The 17,406-nt window shown below is 61.2% G+C and carries 25 protein-coding genes; 9 read left to right on the top strand and 16 right to left on the bottom strand.

The genetic code is table 11. From position 1 onward, the window contains the following. Positions 1-475: 475 nt before the first annotated feature. From NCHU2750_RS03820 to NCHU2750_RS03795, 6 genes are all read right to left on the bottom strand, one after another. Positions 476-667, bottom strand: coding sequence for a hypothetical protein (locus NCHU2750_RS03820; protein WP_119939254.1), 192 nt, complete (start codon positions 665-667; stop codon positions 476-478). 86 nt (positions 668-753) lie between these two features. Further along, positions 754-1,023: a type II toxin-antitoxin system RelE/ParE family toxin gene (locus NCHU2750_RS03815; protein ID WP_119939253.1), complete on the bottom strand. Its 270-nt coding sequence runs from the start codon at positions 1,021-1,023 to the stop codon at positions 754-756. A 50-nt stretch (positions 1,024-1,073) separates the two neighbouring features. Then, positions 1,074-1,337: a type II toxin-antitoxin system ParD family antitoxin gene (locus NCHU2750_RS03810; RefSeq protein ID WP_119939252.1), complete on the bottom strand. Its 264-nt coding sequence runs from the start codon at positions 1,335-1,337 to the stop codon at positions 1,074-1,076. Positions 1,338-1,405: 68 nt separating this feature from the next. Continuing rightward, positions 1,406-1,915, bottom strand: a complete 510-nt coding sequence (locus tag NCHU2750_RS03805) for a GNAT family N-acetyltransferase (RefSeq protein ID WP_119939251.1) — start codon at positions 1,913-1,915, stop codon at positions 1,406-1,408. 100 nt (positions 1,916-2,015) lie between these two features. Further along, a complete protein-coding gene (gene trhA / locus NCHU2750_RS03800) occupies positions 2,016-2,687 on the bottom strand; it encodes a PAQR family membrane homeostasis protein TrhA (RefSeq protein ID WP_119939250.1) in 672 nt (223 codons plus the stop codon). Between the two features lie 158 nt (positions 2,688-2,845). Further along, positions 2,846-3,262, bottom strand: a complete 417-nt coding sequence (locus NCHU2750_RS03795) for a universal stress protein (RefSeq protein ID WP_119939249.1) — start codon at positions 3,260-3,262, stop codon at positions 2,846-2,848. 179 nt (positions 3,263-3,441) lie between these two features. Here NCHU2750_RS03795 and NCHU2750_RS03790 point away from each other — a divergent pair, with 179 nt between their 5' ends. Both NCHU2750_RS03790 and NCHU2750_RS03785 read left to right on the top strand, forming a co-directional pair. Further along, positions 3,442-4,308, top strand: coding sequence for a VOC family protein (locus NCHU2750_RS03790; protein WP_119939248.1), 867 nt, complete (start codon positions 3,442-3,444; stop codon positions 4,306-4,308). Positions 4,309-4,438: 130 nt separating this feature from the next. Beyond that, the gene (locus NCHU2750_RS03785; RefSeq protein ID WP_119939247.1) at positions 4,439-5,605 is read left to right on the top strand and encodes an AI-2E family transporter; all 1,167 of its coding nucleotides are present in this window, start codon (positions 4,439-4,441) and stop codon (positions 5,603-5,605) included. A gap of 45 nt (positions 5,606-5,650) precedes the next feature. On the opposite strand, the gene NCHU2750_RS03780 is transcribed toward NCHU2750_RS03785, so the two are convergent. Then, entirely contained in the window at positions 5,651-6,037 is a 387-nt protein-coding gene (locus NCHU2750_RS03780; RefSeq protein ID WP_119939246.1) for a DUF930 domain-containing protein, read from the bottom strand. Positions 6,038-6,157: 120 nt separating this feature from the next. Here NCHU2750_RS03780 and NCHU2750_RS03775 point away from each other — a divergent pair, with 120 nt between their 5' ends. The 5 genes from NCHU2750_RS03775 to NCHU2750_RS03760 all read left to right on the top strand — a co-directional run bounded on the left by NCHU2750_RS03775 (position 6,158) and on the right by NCHU2750_RS03760 (position 10,623). After that, entirely contained in the window at positions 6,158-6,403 is a 246-nt protein-coding gene (locus NCHU2750_RS03775; protein ID WP_119939245.1) for a hypothetical protein, read from the top strand. Beyond that, on the top strand, positions 6,400-6,528 hold the full coding sequence (locus tag NCHU2750_RS31120; protein WP_256377699.1) for a hypothetical protein: 129 nt from the start codon (positions 6,400-6,402) through the stop codon (positions 6,526-6,528). Before NCHU2750_RS03775 ends, NCHU2750_RS31120 begins: the two co-directional genes overlap by 4 nt. 93 nt (positions 6,529-6,621) lie before the next feature. Further along, the gene (locus NCHU2750_RS03770) at positions 6,622-8,730 is read left to right on the top strand and encodes a S9 family peptidase (RefSeq protein ID WP_119939244.1); all 2,109 of its coding nucleotides are present in this window, start codon (positions 6,622-6,624) and stop codon (positions 8,728-8,730) included. Between the two features lie 114 nt (positions 8,731-8,844). After that, positions 8,845-10,152, top strand: coding sequence for a DUF2254 domain-containing protein (locus NCHU2750_RS03765; RefSeq protein WP_245480326.1), 1,308 nt, complete (start codon positions 8,845-8,847; stop codon positions 10,150-10,152). A gap of 219 nt (positions 10,153-10,371) precedes the next feature. Beyond that, on the top strand, positions 10,372-10,623 hold the full coding sequence (locus NCHU2750_RS03760) for a hypothetical protein (RefSeq protein WP_119939242.1): 252 nt from the start codon (positions 10,372-10,374) through the stop codon (positions 10,621-10,623). Between the two features lie 157 nt (positions 10,624-10,780). On the opposite strand, the gene dmeF is transcribed toward NCHU2750_RS03760, so the two are convergent. Together dmeF and dmeR are read right to left on the bottom strand one after the other, a co-directional pair. Continuing rightward, complete coding sequence (gene dmeF / locus NCHU2750_RS03755) at positions 10,781-11,758, bottom strand: CDF family Co(II)/Ni(II) efflux transporter DmeF (RefSeq protein WP_119939241.1); 978 nt, start codon at positions 11,756-11,758, stop codon at positions 10,781-10,783. A gap of 63 nt (positions 11,759-11,821) precedes the next feature. Then, positions 11,822-12,094 (bottom strand): Ni(II)/Co(II)-sensing transcriptional repressor DmeR, encoded by a 273-nt coding sequence (dmeR, locus tag NCHU2750_RS03750; protein WP_119939240.1) that lies wholly within the window; start codon positions 12,092-12,094, stop codon positions 11,822-11,824. A gap of 155 nt (positions 12,095-12,249) precedes the next feature. Between dmeR and NCHU2750_RS03745 the strand changes: the two genes are divergently transcribed. Then, the gene (locus NCHU2750_RS03745) at positions 12,250-12,666 is read left to right on the top strand and encodes a MerR family transcriptional regulator (RefSeq protein WP_119939239.1); all 417 of its coding nucleotides are present in this window, start codon (positions 12,250-12,252) and stop codon (positions 12,664-12,666) included. On the opposite strand, the gene NCHU2750_RS03740 is transcribed toward NCHU2750_RS03745, so the two are convergent. After that, positions 12,646-13,071 carry a type II toxin-antitoxin system RelE/ParE family toxin gene (locus NCHU2750_RS03740; protein WP_245480325.1) on the bottom strand — a complete coding sequence of 142 codons (426 nt, stop codon included), beginning with the start codon at positions 13,069-13,071 and terminating at the stop codon, positions 12,646-12,648. The two genes, NCHU2750_RS03745 and NCHU2750_RS03740, sit on opposite strands and share 21 nt — an antisense overlap. Beyond that, a complete protein-coding gene (locus NCHU2750_RS03735) occupies positions 13,034-13,300 on the bottom strand; it encodes a ribbon-helix-helix domain-containing protein (RefSeq protein ID WP_119939238.1) in 267 nt (88 codons plus the stop codon). Before NCHU2750_RS03735 ends, NCHU2750_RS03740 begins: the two co-directional genes overlap by 38 nt. A 271-nt stretch (positions 13,301-13,571) precedes the next feature. On the opposite strand from NCHU2750_RS03735, the gene NCHU2750_RS03730 reads away from it, so the two are divergent. Further along, complete coding sequence (locus NCHU2750_RS03730) at positions 13,572-14,072, top strand: GNAT family N-acetyltransferase (RefSeq protein ID WP_119939237.1); 501 nt, start codon at positions 13,572-13,574, stop codon at positions 14,070-14,072. Positions 14,073-14,179: 107 nt separating this feature from the next. On the opposite strand, the gene mazF is transcribed toward NCHU2750_RS03730, so the two are convergent. The 5 genes from mazF to NCHU2750_RS03705 form a co-directional block, all read right to left on the bottom strand. Then, positions 14,180-14,545, bottom strand: coding sequence for a type II toxin-antitoxin system toxin MazF (gene mazF / locus NCHU2750_RS03725; RefSeq protein ID WP_162939478.1), 366 nt, complete (start codon positions 14,543-14,545; stop codon positions 14,180-14,182). Further along, positions 14,545-14,811, bottom strand: coding sequence for a type II toxin-antitoxin system antitoxin MazE (mazE, locus tag NCHU2750_RS03720; protein WP_119939235.1), 267 nt, complete (start codon positions 14,809-14,811; stop codon positions 14,545-14,547). The genes mazF and mazE overlap by 1 nt, the downstream gene beginning before the upstream one ends. A 61-nt stretch (positions 14,812-14,872) precedes the next feature. Further along, a complete protein-coding gene (locus NCHU2750_RS03715; protein ID WP_119939234.1) occupies positions 14,873-15,784 on the bottom strand; it encodes a cytochrome c in 912 nt (303 codons plus the stop codon). Positions 15,785-15,877: 93 nt separating this feature from the next. Further along, positions 15,878-16,315 (bottom strand): c-type cytochrome, encoded by a 438-nt coding sequence (locus NCHU2750_RS03710; RefSeq protein ID WP_119939233.1) that lies wholly within the window; start codon positions 16,313-16,315, stop codon positions 15,878-15,880. A 254-nt stretch (positions 16,316-16,569) separates the two neighbouring features. Beyond that, a complete protein-coding gene (locus tag NCHU2750_RS03705) occupies positions 16,570-17,160 on the bottom strand; it encodes a cytochrome b (protein WP_162939477.1) in 591 nt (196 codons plus the stop codon). Positions 17,161-17,406 lie beyond the last annotated feature (246 nt).

The following is a 17,406-nucleotide window of genomic DNA, read 5'->3' as shown; positions in this document are numbered from 1 at the left end:
TGCTGACGACAATCCGACGGCAGGCAAGTGGCATGGTCAAGGCGGCATGCAGCGACCAAAGCGCTGAAAGCTAGCAGTTACCTGTGCTTGTGCCCGTTGTGGTTCCCGTGCCGGTTGATCCTGCTGCAGAGTTCTCTGCGCCAGTGGAGGTCTGGCTGCACGGGTGATTGGCATTGCCCGTGTTTCCACCATTTTGGCCGGTCGTTTCCGTGGAACCGGGATTATTGGATGTGCCGGAACTACCAGAATTTCCAGATGTGCTGCCTGACGAACTTCCCGCATTGCCTGAGCCGGAACTGGCGTCACCACCGGATCCGGACGAGCCGCCGGAGCTTTGAGCAAAGGCAGACGCAGCAAGGCCAAAAGAAAGAGCCGCGACTGCAACTAGTTTTATCATTGGTGTTTCCTCCAGGTTACCCTACCCATCTCGAACATAGTGGGTGCGAGGAAGTTCCCTCAGCGTCGGCGCCGGAAGCTACTTGCTCGGGTGGCGAGACTGATCGCCCTCCCGGGCCAGCCATTCGCGGGTCGGCTGCTCAGGCGGCCGTTGGCTGGACGGCGCGCGGCTTGTCCGCCACCTGCGCAGGATCAGGAACGCGGCCGTCGCGAGAGCGGCGATCAGTACCGCTGCAAGAGCAATCATCGGCAGGTAGGTTACGTTAGTCATTGGATCCTCCTGAGAGCCGGTTACATCGGACCTAACGGGTGCGCCTCCCACAAGGTTCCGATGCCCCGGCCTCGATCATCGGCCCGTCAGGCGGGATCGTCGGGAAAGAGGATCGGCCCGTGATCCTGCGCCGCGCTGAGAATGTGGAGGATGAAGACTGCGGTTTCGGTGGCGATGTAGCAGATCACATATTTGCCGTGCGGAATGCGGCGAATGCCAGTTTCTTCGTGACCCGCCAGAAGCTGGTAACGCAGCGGCATGTCCTTCAACTGCTGACAACGCTTGCCGATTTCGCGGATGAAGGTGATGGCACGATCGGGATTGTCCTGATCGATATAGGACCAGATTCGATCCATCTCTCGTCGCGCCTGCGGTGTGATCACCACCTTAACGCTTCACCTGCTCGTCACGCGGATCTCTGCTTTATTTTTGCGGCATAGCGCGCCTCGTATTCGGCAACGACGTCTTCCAGGGGCCTTCCGAGACCAGCCTTGGCCTCGGCAAGGCCACGTGCCAGGGCTGCATCGAGGTCGCGCTTTTGAAGCTCGCGCCGTTCGAGGAGTTGAACCGCCTCTTTCACCACGGCTTCGCGGCTTTCGTAGCGGCCGGTCTTCACCAACCCGTCGACGAAGTCATCGAGATGTTTTCCAAGATTTGTGCTGTCGGCCATGACGTCTCTCCGGATGGCGGAAGGATAGCAATGGCGGGGTTTGTTATCAACACATGCGCGGGCGCGGCTCAGACGCTGGAAATCTTCAGTTCCATGCAGGTGAGGTCGAGCCAGCGGCCGAACTTGGTACCGACTTCGGAGAATTTTCCGACCATGCGGAAGTCGAGCGCGGTGTGGAGCGCGATCGAGGCCTCGTTGCCGGATTCTATGGCGGCGATCATCACATGCACGCCGTTCGAAGCGGCCTTTGCGATCAGTTCCTGCATCAGCTTGCGGCCGAGGCCATGGCCGCGGAAATCGCGATGGACATAGACGGAATGCTCGACGGTGAAGCGATAGCCGTCAAAGGCACGCCAATCGCCATAGGAGGCATAGCCGGCCACCCTGCCCTCAAGCTGCGCCACCAGAACCGGATAGCCCTTGGCCTTGCGGGCCTCGAACCATTGGCGGCGGTTGTCGATATCGACCAGCGTATCGTTCCAGATCGCCGTCGTGTTGACCACGGCATCGTTGTAGATCTCCATGATCCCATGGAGATCTGCCTGGGCTGCATCGCGAATGAGAGGGGTCGAGGTCATCGGGGGTGTCCATTATAGTCTCTATGCGTCCACTATAGCAGACGATGCATCGCTGTCGAGAGGGATCGGCCGAGCGATTGGCCGAGCGATTGGCGCAAGGTCAGATACCGTTGCCGGTGAAGCTGAAGCAGGTCATCACCGCACCATAATGGACGGCGGCGGCGGCCACGACGAAGGCGTGCCAGATGGCATTCTGGAAGCGCAATTTCTCCCAGATGTGGAAGATGACGCCGAGCGAATAGATCAGGCCGCCGATGACGATCAGCCAGGTGGTGACCGGCGGCAGATATTGCGAAACCTCCTCCATCACCACCACGCCGCTCCAGCCCATGGCCAGATAGAGGAGGATGGCGAGCCTGTCGTAACGGCCGGGAAACAGGCATTTCAGCGACACGCCGACGATGGCGGTGGCCCAGATCGCCACCAGCATGGCGGCAATCCATGGATCATCGGCGGCGCCGCGCTGCAGGAAGGGCGTGTAGGTGGCGGCGATCAGGATGAAGATCGCCGAATGGTCGAAGCGCCGCAGTATCCATTTGGTGCGCGAATGCGGCCAGATATTGTAGGTGAACGAGATCGACAGGCAGAGAACGAGGCCGAGACCATAGATCCAGGCGGCGGCAAGCTCGCCATGGCTCGACCAGACCGTAGCATAAAAGATCAGCGCCGTGGCGCCGATCAGGGCAAACACGATACCGATCCCGTGGACGATGCCGTCCGCGAGGATTTCGTGAAAATCGTAGTGGCGCCCGAAATTGAAGAGCTCGCTCATGACCCAGATCGTCTCCGTCCGATGGCAGAATGCTCGTCAGCGGCCGGGAAGGCAAGGCTTGCCGGGGCAAACCCGCCTCACATTCGGTTTAGATAAAAGGTGGCGGTTTAGATAAAAGGTGGCCGTTCAGATAGAGGGTGGCCGTTCGGCAGGACCCCTCACCCGCGCCGGTCGATCAGAACCGAGCATTTGGCATGGCGCACGATGCGGTCGGCGGTGGCACCGATGATGTAGTTGGTGAGATCGGGCACATGCGAGGCGATGATGATGAGATCGGCTTCGGCCGTTTCGGCTGCCGCCAGAATTTCCTTTGCCGGCGAGCCCTGGCGGATCTCGATATCAGCCTTCACGCCAGTCTTCTTCTGCAGCTCGAGAAGCTGCCCTTCAGCCTTGTTGCGTGCATCGACCAGCATGTCGACGGACAGGTCGGAAACGACATAGGCGGGCAGTTCCTCGACCACGTTGACCATCAGCACGCGGCCTCCCGCGGCGGCAAGCTGCCCGGCCTGCAGAAAGATCCGCTCGGCCTTTTCCATCTGCGCGGTATCGACCGCAACGAGGATCGTCTTGTACATATAGAGTGTCTCCTATCCCGTTATATTTTCCGCAGCTTACACCCGCCGCCTTGATTCGCATCAAAGTTCACTGTCAACTTTTTCTGAACGAAGCTTCTCTCATTTTTCGACTTTCTTGAACGATCGCAATCGACGATAGTCCGGTCAACGCGGCTTTGCCGCCGCCCTGGAGAACACAGATGACCAATTCTTCCGAAGCTGCATTCGCGCTGACCCGTCCGGCCCATGTGGGACACGCCCATCTCGTCGTGACCGACCTCGACACCGTTTCCGCCTTCTACCGCGACATTATCGGCCTGTCGGTGATGGACAAGAGCGAGAGCGGCGTGCTGATGGGCGTCAATGGACTGCCGCTTTTGCAGCTCACCACCGGAAAGGGCATCAACCGCGCCCCGCGCCAGGCGGCCGGCCTGTTCCACACCGCCTTCCTGATGCCGAACCGAAACGAGCTTGCCCACTGGCTGGCGCATGCCGCCCATGCCGGCGTGCAGCTCGATGGCGCCTCGGACCATCTGGTTTCCGAAGCGCTCTATCTCTCGGACCCGGAAGGCAACGGCATCGAAATCTACCGCGACCGCACGCCGGAAGAATGGACCTATTTCCCCGACGGCACGGTGCAGATGGCGACCGACCGGCTGAACCTGCAGGCGCTCTATGATAGCGCCCCCAAGACAGGATGGAACGGCATGGCGCCGGGAACTTCGGTCGGCCATATCCACCTGCAGGTCGGCAATATTCCGCAGGCCGACGCATTTTATCGCGACGTGCTGGGGCTGAAGATCATGGCGCGCTATCCGGGCGCCAGCTTCTTTGCCACCGGCGGCTATCACCACCACATCGCCGCCAATATCTGGAACAGCCGCGGCGCCTCGGCCCGGCAGGACAACATGACAGGGCTTTCCGACTATTCGGTTGTCTTCAACGACCCGCAGGCGCTGACCGATGCGCTCGCGGCGCTGGAAAAGCAGGAGATCGCCACCACGAAGACAGCCGAAGGCCACAAGCTGAAGGACCCGTGGGGCATCGGCCTGACGCTGTCGGCCTGATAGCAAGACCCGGCACCTTCGATCCGGCCGGGCGACAACCCTTACCAAAAAGCTAACAGACACTCGGCGTTCCGGAACCGGAGCGCCGTTTTTGCGTTCTCCGGCAGGTTGCAGGGCAGCAGGGGAAAACATGACGACAATCAGCGCACGCAGCGGATCAAGAGCCAGGAAGCATACAGCCGATTTCGCCCTAAGGCGGCGGGAACTGCTTTCCGCTGCCGATGACGGCCTGGACGAGCCGGAAGCACCGCTCGTGCTGGGTCGCGAGGCGCTTGAAGTGGCTATGGCCTGGGCGGTGATCGGGTTGTTCACCATCGTCTTTTTCGCGCTCGTCCATTACATGGCGCTGATCCTGATCCCGGTGACGCTCGCCGTCGTCGTCGGGCTGATCCTCGGCCTCGTGGCGGACCGGCTGGGGCGGCTCGGCGTGCCGCGCTTCGGCATTGCCATCATTCTTTCGTCGCTCGTGTTTCTCGTCGTCTTTCTGATCGCCAATGCGCTGGCCGAGCCAGTGGCGACACTGATCCAGGAGGGGCCGAATTTCGTCGAACGCTCCTATGACCGGCTGATGCCGTTTCTGGAGAGGCAGCACTGGCTGAACATTTCGCCCGCAACCTTCCAGAACGGTCCGATGTCGATGGACAAGCTTCTGGAGAACTCGACCAATATTCTCGGCGTCGTCACCTCCAGCCTGACGCCGGCGATCGTGCAGGGACTGATCTTCTTCGCGGCGCTGCTTTTATTCCTCTACGGGCGGCTGAGGCTGAGGCGGACGATCATCCTGGCCTTTCCGCGTCGGCGGCAACGACTGATGGCGATCCGCGTGCTGAACGCGATCGACCAGGTTCTGGGCTATTATTTCGCCACCGCGAGCGTCGTCTATTTCTGCCTCGGCATCGTGATGACGCTGATCGCCTGGGCCTGCGGACTGAGCATGCCGGTGCTGTGGGGCATGTTCGCGTTTCTCTCGAGCTTCGTGCCGTTTCTCGGCATCACGCTGATGACGATCTCGGTGGCGATTGCCGGGACGCTGACCCACGATGCCATCCTGCTGGCATTGCTGCCGGCATTCCTGTTCTTCTCGGTGCATCTCGTCATGGAAAACCTGATCTTTCCGGCGGTGATGGGGCGCCAATGGGAGATCAACCCATTCGTCGTCTTCCTCGCCATCCTGTTCTGGACCTGGATGTGGGGCGCGGTCGGCGCCATGCTGGCGCTGCCTTTGTCGCTGATCCTGATGACGGTGCTTTCGGAACTCTTTCCCGAGCGCAAGGCCTCGCCGAACCTTCCCGGCTGAGGCGCGACGCACGCCTCAGCCCCTTTCGGCCGCAGAAGCGGCGGATCAGTCGTAGAGGTAGTACTTCTTCCACAGATTGCGTTCGACCTTGGTGCCGATCTTGAAGTCGAAATTGACGATGCTCAGCCCCTTGTCGCCGGTCAGGCACTTGTATTTGAGCCGGTACCATTCGCCCCTGCTGCGGAAGACGGCGCCTGGCGCCTTGATCGAGTCACCCTTTTCCGTCGTATCGCCGAATGTGTAGGCGATCACCTTGTCGGGGCGGTAGTTGCCGGTCTTGCGGATCTGATCCATCGCCTCCACGTCGCAACGCTGTTCGCGCCGTTCTTCCGGAGCAAGCGCCTGCAGCTGCTTGGTGGCGCGCGCATCGAGCGCATGAGTGGCGGAAGCGGAAAACAAGGCAATAGCCAGCACCGGCAGCAATTTCTGCATGTGAACCCTATTCGTAGATGTCAGACGGCGCGGAAACTAGGAGACGTGCACTCGATTGACCACCAACCAACGCGGGAAATACCATGATGTGAACATACGAGGTCGTGAGCGGAGCGGGAGATGGAAGAACTGGTGCTTTCGGATGCGAAGAGGGAACGGATCAAGCTTCGCGCGACGTTTCTGAACAATATCGGCATCGGGGTCATGCTGATTGGCGTATTTACACCCATCATCCGCGTCGTTTACGGTGACATGAACCTGCAGATCGGCCCGTTCTGGCTCGTTGCAGCGCCCACTGGTTGTTTTCTATTGGGCACTGCATTACATTTGGCAGGAGGCTGGATCCTCAGAGGACTGAGCAAATGACGACAGAGCAGATCATCGCACTTGTCATGCCTGTCATAGGGGCCAGCATCGCTGTTGGCGTGGTTTACTGGCAGAGTTGGCGCGATGGCGTGTTGCCGAACCAAAAGCCACGCGACAAGAAATAGTTCTCCCATCTTTCCGACCATCCTTCGCCGCTTGCCACCTGCCGCGCGGCAACCTATTTCTGGCACTCCTTCCTTTCATACCGGAGTGCTTCCTTGGCCCCCTCCCCCAAATCCCTTTTCGCCAATCTTCCTGCAGCCCCCGTCGCGCCCAAGAAGCCGGTCTCCGATACGCGCCACGGCATCACCCGCACCGACGACTACGCCTGGCTGAGGGCGGATAACTGGCAGGCGATGTTCAAGGATCCGTCGATCCTCGATCCGGCAATCCGCAGCCATCTGGAAGCCGAGAATGCCTATATGGAGGCGGCGCTCGGCGACACGGCCGAGCTTCAGAAAGCGTTGTTTGCCGAGATGCGTGGCCGCATCAAGGAAGACGACAGCTCGGTTCCGGTGAAGGACGGGCCTTACGCGTATGGCTCGTTGTTCGTCACCGGCGGCGAGCAGCCGCATTATTTTCGCACGCCGCGCGATGGCGGCGAAAAACTGACGCTGCTTGACGGCGACAAGGAAGCGGCGGGCAAGGACTATTTCCGCCTCGCAGGCATCGACCACTCGACCGACCATGCCCGCGGCATATGGGGCTATGACGACAAGGGCTCTGAATATTTTACCCTCCGCATTCGTGATCTTGCGACCGGCGAAGACCTCGATGACGTGATCGAGAACACCGCCGGCGGCGGCGTGTGGGCGCCGGACGGCAAGAGCTTCTTCTATACGCTGCAGGACGAGAACCACCGCCCGTCCAAGGTGTTTCATCACATCGTCGGCCAGAAGCAGTCGGAAGACCGGCTGGTGTTCGAAGAGCAGGATCCCGGCTTCTTCATGGGCGTCGGCGGCTCGCTGCTCGACGATTTCATCTATATCGACATACACGATCACGAGACCTCGGAATATCGCCTGATCCCGACCTCGGATCTGATGGCTGAGCCGAGGCTGGTGGCGGAGCGCGAGGAAGGCATCGAATATTCGATGACCGAGGGCGGCGACGTCTTCTACATCCTCACCAACGATGGCGACGCCAAGGACTTCAAGATCGTCGAGGCGCCTGTTTCCGCTCCGGGCAAGGAGAACTGGAAGGAGATCGTGCCGCATGAGCCGGGCCGGCTGATCATCAGCCACATGGCCTATGCCCGCCATCTGATCTGGCTGCAGCGCAAGGACGGTCTGCCGCAGATCGTCATCCGCGATCGCAGATCCGGCGAGGAACATGCGATCGCCTTCGACGAGGAGGCCTATTCGCTCGGCCTGTCGGGTGCAGCCGAATACGATACGGACATGATCCGCTTCTCCTATTCGTCGATGACGACGCCGTCGCAGCTTTTCGACTATGATATGGTGACGCGCGAGCGGGTTCTGTTGAAGACCCAGGAAGTGCCGTCCGGCCACAATCCGGACGATTACGTCACCCGCCGGGTGATGGCGCCGGCGCATGACGGCGAACTGGTGCCGGTGTCGCTGCTCTACCGCCGCGACACGCCGCTCGACGGTTCCTCGCCCTGCCTGCTCTACGGCTATGGCGCTTATGGCATCACCATTCCCGCCTCGTTTTCCACCAATGCGCTGTCACTTGCCGATCGCGGCATCGTCTATGCCATCGCCCATATCCGCGGCGGCAAGGACAAGGGCTTTGCCTGGTACGAAAACGGCAAGATGGAGAACAAGCAGAACACCTTCAAGGACTTCATCGCGGCGGCCGATCACCTCGTTTCGACGGGCTTTACATCCTACGACCGGATTATCGCCGAGGGCGGTTCCGCCGGTGGTATGCTGATGGGGGCGATTGCCAATATGGCGCCGGAGAAATTCGCCGGGATCATCGCGGCCGTTCCCTTCGTCGACGTGCTCAACACCATGCTCGACGACACGCTGCCGCTCACCCCGCCGGAATGGCCCGAATGGGGCAACCCAATAGATTCGGAAGAGGAATATCGCTGGATTGCCGCCTATAGCCCTTACGACAATGTGACGGGGCGTCCCTATCCGCCGGTCCTCGCCATTTCCGGCCTCACCGACCCGCGGGTGACCTATTGGGAACCGACCAAGTGGGTGGCGAAGCTGCGTGATATGACGACCGGCACGGCACCGATCCTGCTCAAGACCAACATGGCCGCCGGCCATGGCGGCAAGTCGGGCCGCTTCCAGCGGCTGGAAGAGATCGCGTTCGAATATGCGTTCGCGATCAAGGTTGCGGGGAAGATGTAAGGGTGAAACAGGCGGGTTGCGTCATCGCGCCCGCCTCACCTGCCGCGATCCCTTGCCATGCCGGCATATGGTCCTAACTACCTGCCGTCTCTTGCATATCAGGATCGTGACTTCGTGATTTCTACCTATCTCTGGAAGGCCAGCCGGCTGTCGCGCCGGCTTTGGGTCAGGGCGTCGCTCTATGGCGTGATCGGCATTTCGACCGCGCTTGCGGCCGTCGTCATCGGCCCTTACCTGCCCGCCGGCCTGCCGCGCAGCGTCGGCTCGAATGCGGTCGATGCGATTTTGCAGATCATCGCCTCGAGCATGCTCGCCGTCACCACGTTTTCGCTGAGCACGCTGGTGGGCGCCACCGCGACGGCGGCGGGAAGCGCCACGCCGCGTGCCACCCGGCTTCTTCTGGAAGACCCGACGGCACAGCGGGCGCTATCGACCTTTCTCGGTGCCTTCCTGTTTTCGCTGGTCAGCCTGATCGCGCTCAATACCAATCTCTATGGCGATGGCGGCCGGTTCGTGCTGTTTATCGCCACGCTTGTCGTCGTGGCGCTGATCGTCATCACGCTTCTGCGCTGGATGGATCACTTGGCCGGGCTCGGCAATATGGGCGAGACGATCAGCCGGGTGGAGCGCGCCGCACAGGAGGCGATGGACGAATACAGGCGTGCACCGCTGATGGGCGGCGTGACGCTTGAAAGCGTGCCGGACAACGCGATCGCCATCCATCACGATCAGATCGGCTATCTGCAGCATCTCGATATGGCGACGCTTTCCGCCGTCGCAGAGAATGCAGGATCGGATATTTTCGTCACCCGGCTTGCCGGCAGCTATTGCGATCCGGCAACGCCGATCGCCCATATCATGCTTCCCGCCAAGCAAGGCCTAGAGATGGAAGATCTCGCAGCGCGCATCCGCGCCGCCTATACGCTCGGCGACCGGCGCTCCTATGAGCAGGATCCGCGGTTCGGGCTGATCGCATTGTCGGAGATTTCCTCGCGGGCACTTTCGCCGGGGATCAACGATCCGGGAACAGCCATCGACGTTCTGGCCACGCTGGTGCGGGTGCTCGGCAAGCCGCAACCTGGAAGGCCTGATGTGAGCCAAACCGATATGGGCAAGGCGGATGGCGGAAAAGAAGAGCCGGATTATCCGCGCGTGCATGTGGCAGCGCTGAGCGAGGACGATCTCATCGATGCGGCCTTCATGCCGACATCGCGCGATGGTGCGGGGATGATCGAGGTGGCGATCCGGCTGCAGAAATCGCTTGCGGCCGTGGCCGGTGCCGGCAATCCGGCGCTTGCGGCTGCGGCCGGACGGTTGTCGGCTCAGGCGGCACAGAGGAGCATGGAAGTGCTGACCTTCGCACCGGATCGGGAGCGGCTGCAGGCCGAAATGGCCTCGCTTGCGACACGATTCGGCGGCTGAGCGGCCATTGCAGAGGAAGACTGATAAAATGCAGGGGGCCGCACGATGCTGTCGTGCGCATTCCGCCAAGTCTCCGCTTTCTCACGCCTTTTTTGTCAAAACGAATAAGCACTTCAGCGCCTGTCAAGCCCTACTGAGTCGCGAACAGGTAGCGACACAAGCTTCGCGCAAGGTTCCCGCGTTAACCATTTGTTAACCAAACGGACTTGGATCAACGCGATGAAGATCGATAGCGGCCTTAATGGCTATCAATATCCGAACCGGACCGCGACCGTGGAGCGTGAGCAGGAGGAAGCGCCCCAGATCGTGACGCCATCGGTTTCCCGCTCGCAAGGGGCACTCACCGGCAGCAGCACGCTGCTATCGGGTTCGCTTGCCAGTGCGCTCTGGGGCATGACAGCCGGCGATGCCACACCGGCAGAGGCCGCGCCGCAGGTCTGGGTTCAATCGCTCTACGAAGAGTTCGCCTGACGCTTTTGGGCGCAGCCGTGGACTGCTGCAACTTGCGTCCCTGCCGGTAGGCCTGAACCATCTTCTGACTTGATATGTTCGCGCCCCTTTCGGGCGCGACATCGTTTCCGACCTACCCTCTCGACGCCTGCGCTGTCGGCTCGGGGCACCCAGTGGCTCAACCGAGCGGCGTGACCTCGACCGTGACATGCGAGAGGCCGTCAATGGCCCGCAGCTTTTCCTTGTAGAAGGCCGGCGCGTGGGCGGCCGTGGTGGCGACCGAGACGATTGCCGCATTATGGCCCGGCCCCACCTGCCAGACATGCAGGTCCATCACCGTGTCGTCCGGCGTCTCCATCAGCTTCCTGATCCTTGCCGACAGATCTCCGCCATCCGGCTGGGCATCGAGCAGAACGCGGGCAGTATCGCGCAGCAGCGTCCACGACCAGCGGGCGATGACGACGCCTCCGACGATGCCCATGATCGGATCGAGCGCATTCCACCCGTAGAGGCGACCGAGAATGAGCGCGGCGATGGCAAGCACCGAGGTCAGCGCATCGGCGAGGACATGCATGTAGGCGGCGCGCAGATTGTTGTCGCTTCCGCTAGCGTGATCGTGATGCCCGCCATGCGCATGGTCACCGTGATGGGCGTGGCTTCCGTGATGACCGTGATGCCCGCCATGGCCATGATGATGATCATGGTCATCCCTGAGCAGCCAGGCGCTCAAGAGATTGACCGCAAGGCCGATCGCGGCGACGAAGATGGCCTGGTCGAAATCGATCGCCACCGGATTGGCGAGCCGGGCAAGGCTTTCTGCGGCGATGAACAGCGCCACCAGCGCCAGCACGATGGCGCTGGCAAAGCCGCCGAGATCACCGAGCTTGCCGGTGCCGAAGGTGTAGCGCGGATTGGCGGCGTTGCGCCGCGCATACATGTAGGCCAATGCTGCAATCAGCATGGCGCCGGCATGGGTCGACATGTGCCAGCCATCCGCCGTCAGCGCCATCGACCCGAAGATCGTGCCGGCAACGATTTCCGCCACCATCATCGCCGTGGTCAGCGCAATCACCAGCCAGACCTTCTTCTCGTTGCGCTCGTGATCCTCGCCGAGAAAGACGTGGCTATGGGTCAAACCGTCGATACTGCTTGCCATGACTGGCTCCTTCAAAGCTCAAAAAGTGCCGCAGACCATGGATTGGCCCCCGGCCCTGCCCTCTCACCGGATATAGGTCCGCAGCACGGCCGCCAGTTCGTCGGCAGCGGCTGCGCGCTCGGCATCACCTTCGGCATGAACGACATGCTCGTGCAGATGCCCCTCGACGACCTCGCCGGTGAGACCGGCGAGCGCTCCGCGGATCGAGGCAAGCTGCTGCAGGACGTCGCCGCAGGGGGCCTCCGCCTCCAGCGCCCGCTCCACAGCTTCCATCTGCCCCTTCATGCGGCGCACACGGGCCAGAAGCTTCGCCTTGTCGCGAACGGTATGGGACATCGCATTCTCCAATATAGTATAGGGGGGTATACTATATCTTCGTGTCCTATCGCGCAAGTCGGGCCTGGGAACGGTCTTGTGGAGATGCCACTTCTCTTGCCGTCGGGCCAAAACAGCCCATATAAAGCTCCAGAGACTATAGGTTTGGAGGCATCATGCTATCGATCGGCGATCTTTCGAAACGGACCGGGGTGAAGGTGCCGACCATCCGCTACTACGAGCAGATGGGGCTGATTGCGGCTGCCGAGCGCTCCGAGGGCAACCAGCGGCGCTATGAGCGGCAGGATCTCGAACGGCTCGCCTTCATCCGCCATGCGCGCGATCTCGGACTCGACATCGCGGCGATCCGCGAACTAATCCTGCTCGGCGACCACCCCAAGCAGCCCTGCGGCGATGCCGACCGGATTGCCGCCGACCATCTTGCGAATGTGCGCGACAAGATCGAGAAGCTGAAGAAGCTCGAACAGGAGCTGGAACGCATCGTCTCCCATTGCGACGGCGGCCATGCGATCGAGGATTGCTACGTGATCCGCTCGCTGTCCGACCACGGGCTATGCGACGGGGAGCATTGAAATGAAATTGCTCCGCACGTGAGAGCCTGGATGTGAGATCCGGGGCTGCGTACGTCCTCTTCGCCAGCAGTTTGTCATCGACCAACCGGCCGCCGTGAAATATTTCCAGAATGAGGACGTTGGGCGGCATGACCAAAAGGCCACGCTGGTGCTGCGCCTATAGCCGATAATACGCAGTCCCGGAACGGAACCTTCCCGGACAGTTCCGCGCTGCGGAAAATCGGCAAGATCCTGCAGGAACTGGCGAAGGCCTAAAACATAGTCCCAGGCGACGGTCGAACCGGCATGGCCGGCCGTATAGTCATAGAGATGTTCGAGTTCCTGACGCGCCTGATCATGAAGAATGATGCTTATGGCGCATGGAGAACTACTTCTTTTGAGCAAGCCCGCTGTGGTGCCTTGCATCCAGGTCGGCGAAGGCCGTCCCCAGCGACACGCCTGACTGCGGGTCGGCTCGCAGTTCTTCAAAACGGGCCGGAATTTCCTCCAGGAGCCATTTTTCCCGTGCATCCTCCAGTTCCTGCAGAATGCGCAGTCCGGCGGATACGACGTCGCCCTCATCCGCATAATTGCCGGCTTCCACCTGCCTTCGGATGAAGCGTTCCTCGTTCTCGCTGAAGGCAATCCGTGCCATGACTGGATACTCGCATCCCGATTTGTCTGACTGTCTTTGCAAACAGCATACGACGGAAGCGATCCGTTGGCCATCATGCGCTTGACAAGCCTTCAAGACAGGCGCATGAGAGCCGCCATGATCAATACGCGCCTCACCACCGCCGCCAAGTATTTTTGGGCCTACCTGTAAAGGGCGGCTCGACAGATCATCATGTCAACAAGCCGCCGTCAGGCGGCTTTGTTGTTTCAGACGGCACCTGACGGCACCACAAGACCAAAGGATGCCGGAAATGACTCAGACACTCACCGAAGACAGCGAAATCTCGCTCCCCCGCCCTGCCGTGGTGAATATTCGCCACGCCAAGCGCCACGACCTGCCCGAACTTAACGAGATGATCGCAGCACTCGCCGCCCATCATCACGATGCGTCGGCGATGACGCCGGATATTCTCGAGCGCGACCTGTTTTCCGATATGCCGTGGATTACCGCGCTGGTTGCCGATACCGGCGACGGGCTGATCGGCTACGCCATTCTCGTGCCGCTCTACCGCGCCCAGGAAGGCGCACGCGGCATGGACCTGCATCATCTCTTCGTGCGTGACGGCCAGCGCGGCCATGGCATTGGCCAGCATCTCGTCGCCCGCGCCCGCGATATCGCCAAGAGCGCCGGCTGCGGCTATCTCTCGGTCAGCGCCACGACCGGCAATTCGGCTGCCCACCGCTTCTACGAACACATGGATTTCAAGCCGCGTCCGGTCACCGGCATGCGCTACACCCAGGCGATCGCGTGACGATGGCTTATCCGCGGCAGAAATCCTGAAAAGTCCGGCCATGGGATGCGACAGCGCAAGCGTGACTGGCGCCGTTCTGGGCCGGACAGCGGCGGGGTTAAGATAGCCTATTCGGCGGCGGGATCGATGGCGCTCAGCACGCGGGCGACGATCTCATCGATCGTATCGCGATCCAGCGTCTCGATGTAGCGGGCGGTCCTGTTTTGAACTCTTGCCGGAATGTCGAAGCTGCGGACCTGATTGCAGACCGCCACGCCATTCGTGTCACGACCGGAGACCGGAACGGCCAGTCCTGCCTGACGGGTAAAAGCACCGCCTGTGGTGATCGGCACCGTCATGCTGACGCCCAGTGCGTTGATTTCACGCGGCGTGATTACGACAAAACGATGCCGGTCCTTCATCTCCCGGCCAGCCACGGGATTAGGGTCGATCCAGAAGACATCGCCACGGTTGGGAATGTTGCTGCGGATCATCAGGAGATCTCGTGACCGACAGGATCCCCTTCCGTCGCCCAGGCCAGATCCGCATTCAGGCCGGACATGAGATCCTGGCCTTCCAGCAATTCGCTGAGCTTGTAACGCTTCTTCACAGCTCGAAGTGGCTTCACCACCAGCTCGCCCTCGGAAATCTCCAGTGACAGTTGATCCCCGATATCGAGCTGCATCATCTTCAGCACGGCTGGAGGAATGGTAACCACGGCAGCCCCGCCCTGCCGCCGTATCTTGGTCGTAACAGTCATCGTCGGCATCTCCAATGTGCTACAAATATAGCACAATCCCCTGCTTGCGCAAGAATGCCCCTCACCTCGCCGGCACCGCCTTCAGGTAAGCGGCTATGGCTTCGAGGTCTGCCTTGGGCAGATGCGCCATGTTCTGCTGTACCTCGACCATTGCGCCGCCGGCGCTGTCGAAATCGGGGGTGAAGCCGGTTTCGAGATAGTTGGCGAGATCGCCTTCGCTCCAGGAGCCGATCTCGCCACCCGGCGTGATGTCGGGGATCGAGCCCTTGCCTTCCGGGCTCGGGCCGCCGGCGAGCCATTTGTCCTTTTCGAACCCTCCGAGCGCGTTGCGCGGCGTGTGGCATTCGCCGCAATGGCCGGGGCCTTCGACCAGATATTGGCCGCGCTTCACCCTGTCGTCGGCGGAGGTAAGTTCGACCCGGGGCCGATCGTCGAAATAGAGGAATTTCCAGAAGCCCACGGCCATGCGGATGTTGAAGGGGAAGCGCAGCTCATGCGGCAGGGCGAGATAGGAACTGGCCGGCAGGGTCTTCAGATAGAAGAAGAGGTCGTTGACGTCCCTCTTCGACAATCTTGCATAGGAGCCGTAGGGGAAGGAGGGATAAAGATGTGTGCCGCCCGGCGCCACGCCGCGGATCATGGCATTGCCGAAATCCGCCAGCGTCCAGCTGCCGATGCCGGCCTGCGGGTCGGCCGATATGTTGGGGATGTGGAACGTACCGAAGGGGCTGGTGAGCGCGCGTCCGCCGGCCAACACCTTCAGCGCATCGCCCGTCGCTCCCGGTGCGGCATGGCAACTGGCGCAGCCGCCGGCCCAGAAGACCCGTTCGCCATTTGCAATATCGGGCTTGCCGGCATCCGCCCAATAGTCCTGCGGGCGCGGATCCGGGCTTGTCAGTTGCCACGCGCCTATGGCGGCCACGGCGATCGCCGCCAGGCCGAAGGCCGCTGTCCTTGATCGGCGAGACACCATGACCTCTCTCCTCAAATCGCTGCCCCTTGACCACCGCCTTGACCAACCTCCGGGCGCAACCGTGCCGAGGGCACGGTCGCCCGCAGATCGTGGTCAGCGCTTCAGGCGATAGGTCTGGTGGCAGGCGCCGCAATTGGAGCCGAGTGTCTGGACCGCCTTCTGTACGCCTGCCTGATCGGCCGGCATCGAGGCCAGGATCTTGCCGGCCTCACCCTCGAGCTTTGCCGCCCTGGCGCGGAAATCGGCATTGTTGTCCCAGATCGCAGGAGAGGCGGCGGAGTTGAGCTCCGACCCGTCGGGGAACTGATCGGGAAAGGCCTTGATATTGGTGTGGATCGTCGTCAACGCCGTCCTGACGACGTCCGCATCGAAGGGCTTGTCGCCCTTGGCGATCCCCGCAAGCGACGCCATGGAACCACCGATCTCTTTCATCATCTGCTCGCGCTTGGCGATGGGGTTATCCTGCGCGACGGCAACGGCCGCCCAGCCAAGACAGAGGGCCACTGCGGAAACAATGATTTTGGTTTTCATGCAAACTCTCCTCGCTGGATGGCCGGCATCTGCGCAAGCCATGCGGGAAGATATTGACCAGTCTCTCGAATTGGCAGGAAATCACGTTTTTGTCAGGCGCGAGAATGCCGTGCAGCGCGGCGGTGCGCCCGAAAATGCCAAGGCGGCCGGCATGCCTTGCCGGAACCGGCGCGACATGTCCGGCCGCCCTGATATCCGGATGGATGGAGCGCTTGCTGCCCCCACCCATCCGGTGCCGCATCATGAAAATCCGGTCAGTGCTTCTTCGGCAGCATGGAGGTCATCGTATCGTCCTTGTCGATGAGATGATGCTTCACGGCAAAGGCGGCATGGCCGGCGACGACGATGAGCAGTGCCCAGGCGAAGAACCAGTGGGCGGTGACGAGATAGGGCGTCAGTTCCGGGTTCTTGCCGCCCAGTTGCGGAATGGTGAAGAGGCCGGCAACGGGAATGTCGTGTCCGCCGGAGGAACTGTTCCACCAGCCGGACAGCGGCACGGCCACCATCAGGGCATACAGGATCGAATGACCGATATGGGTGGCCGTCTTCATGATGGCCGGCGTATCGGCGGCTTCGGGCGGGCGATGATAGGCGCGCCAGATGATCCGTCCGACGATGAGGAACAGGGTCGTCGTGGCAATCGACTTGTGCAGATTGATCGCCCAGATCTTCTGCGCCGTCTCGCCATCGCTGACACCATAATGCAGCATCGAGCCGCTATAGTAGCCGACGACCCACGCTACGAGGATGATCACCGCCATCAGCCAGTGAAGAACCTTGGCGGTGGAGCTGAAATTGCGCGCTTCGGGTCGTGTCAGGTGATCCGTATGTGTGGTGCTGGCCATGCCGTTTCGCTCGCTCTCGATTGATCCAATCCGCGAGGGCCGGCCTTGAGAAATTTCCGCCAAATGCCGGGACAGATGCGCGATAGGCGCATCCAGCCGCAAGCAAAATTGACAAATTACATAAATGGCCCAAGCCGCTACTCGCGGATGCGAGACAACAGCGCCGCTCGACGATGGGAAAGCGCGCAGAAAGTCGCGGGCAAGCGGCATTTTGCATGACAGCGATTTCGCCCGCTGCCCCGCAAC

This window comes from Neorhizobium sp. NCHU2750 (assembly GCF_003597675.1).
Taxonomy (GTDB): Bacteria; Pseudomonadota; Alphaproteobacteria; order Rhizobiales; family Rhizobiaceae; genus Neorhizobium.
Note: the sequence above shows the minus strand (reverse complement) of the source record. Positions and strands in the feature narration are given on the sequence as shown.

Bases quoted from the DNA above. Each gene is read 5' to 3' on its own strand.
- NCHU2750_RS03785 (WP_119939247.1), top strand. From the start codon at position 4,439: ATGACGACAATCAGCGCACGCAGCGGATCAAGAGCCAGGAAGCATACA.
- NCHU2750_RS03780 (WP_119939246.1), bottom strand. From the start codon at position 6,037: ATGCAGAAATTGCTGCCGGTGCTGGCTATTGCCTTGTTTTCCGCTTCC.
- NCHU2750_RS03740 (WP_245480325.1), bottom strand. From the start codon at position 13,071: ATGCAAGGCACCACAGCGGGCTTGCTCAAAAGAAGTAGTTCTCCATGC.
- NCHU2750_RS03745 (WP_119939239.1), top strand. From the start codon at position 12,250: ATGCTATCGATCGGCGATCTTTCGAAACGGACCGGGGTGAAGGTGCCG.
- NCHU2750_RS03795 (WP_119939249.1), bottom strand. From the start codon at position 3,262: ATGTACAAGACGATCCTCGTTGCGGTCGATACCGCGCAGATGGAAAAG.
- NCHU2750_RS03710 (WP_119939233.1), bottom strand. From the start codon at position 16,315: ATGAAAACCAAAATCATTGTTTCCGCAGTGGCCCTCTGTCTTGGCTGG.
- trhA (WP_119939250.1), bottom strand. From the start codon at position 2,687: ATGAGCGAGCTCTTCAATTTCGGGCGCCACTACGATTTTCACGAAATC.
- NCHU2750_RS03775 (WP_119939245.1), top strand. From the start codon at position 6,158: ATGGAAGAACTGGTGCTTTCGGATGCGAAGAGGGAACGGATCAAGCTT.
- NCHU2750_RS03805 (WP_119939251.1), bottom strand. From the start codon at position 1,915: ATGACCTCGACCCCTCTCATTCGCGATGCAGCCCAGGCAGATCTCCAT.
- NCHU2750_RS31120 (WP_256377699.1), top strand. From the start codon at position 6,400: ATGACGACAGAGCAGATCATCGCACTTGTCATGCCTGTCATAGGGGCC.
- NCHU2750_RS03790 (WP_119939248.1), top strand. From the start codon at position 3,442: ATGACCAATTCTTCCGAAGCTGCATTCGCGCTGACCCGTCCGGCCCAT.
- mazE (WP_119939235.1), bottom strand. From the start codon at position 14,811: ATGACTGTTACGACCAAGATACGGCGGCAGGGCGGGGCTGCCGTGGTT.
- dmeF (WP_119939241.1), bottom strand. From the start codon at position 11,758: ATGGCAAGCAGTATCGACGGTTTGACCCATAGCCACGTCTTTCTCGGC.
- NCHU2750_RS03760 (WP_119939242.1), top strand. From the start codon at position 10,372: ATGAAGATCGATAGCGGCCTTAATGGCTATCAATATCCGAACCGGACC.
- dmeR (WP_119939240.1), bottom strand. From the start codon at position 12,094: ATGTCCCATACCGTTCGCGACAAGGCGAAGCTTCTGGCCCGTGTGCGC.
- NCHU2750_RS03820 (WP_119939254.1), bottom strand. From the start codon at position 667: ATGACTAACGTAACCTACCTGCCGATGATTGCTCTTGCAGCGGTACTG.
- NCHU2750_RS03730 (WP_119939237.1), top strand. From the start codon at position 13,572: ATGACTCAGACACTCACCGAAGACAGCGAAATCTCGCTCCCCCGCCCT.
- NCHU2750_RS03815 (WP_119939253.1), bottom strand. From the start codon at position 1,023: ATGGATCGAATCTGGTCCTATATCGATCAGGACAATCCCGATCGTGCC.
- NCHU2750_RS03810 (WP_119939252.1), bottom strand. From the start codon at position 1,337: ATGGCCGACAGCACAAATCTTGGAAAACATCTCGATGACTTCGTCGAC.
- mazF (WP_162939478.1), bottom strand. From the start codon at position 14,545: ATGATCCGCAGCAACATTCCCAACCGTGGCGATGTCTTCTGGATCGAC.
- NCHU2750_RS03705 (WP_162939477.1), bottom strand. From the start codon at position 17,160: ATGGCCAGCACCACACATACGGATCACCTGACACGACCCGAAGCGCGC.
- NCHU2750_RS03735 (WP_119939238.1), bottom strand. From the start codon at position 13,300: ATGGCACGGATTGCCTTCAGCGAGAACGAGGAACGCTTCATCCGAAGG.
- NCHU2750_RS03715 (WP_119939234.1), bottom strand. From the start codon at position 15,784: ATGGTGTCTCGCCGATCAAGGACAGCGGCCTTCGGCCTGGCGGCGATC.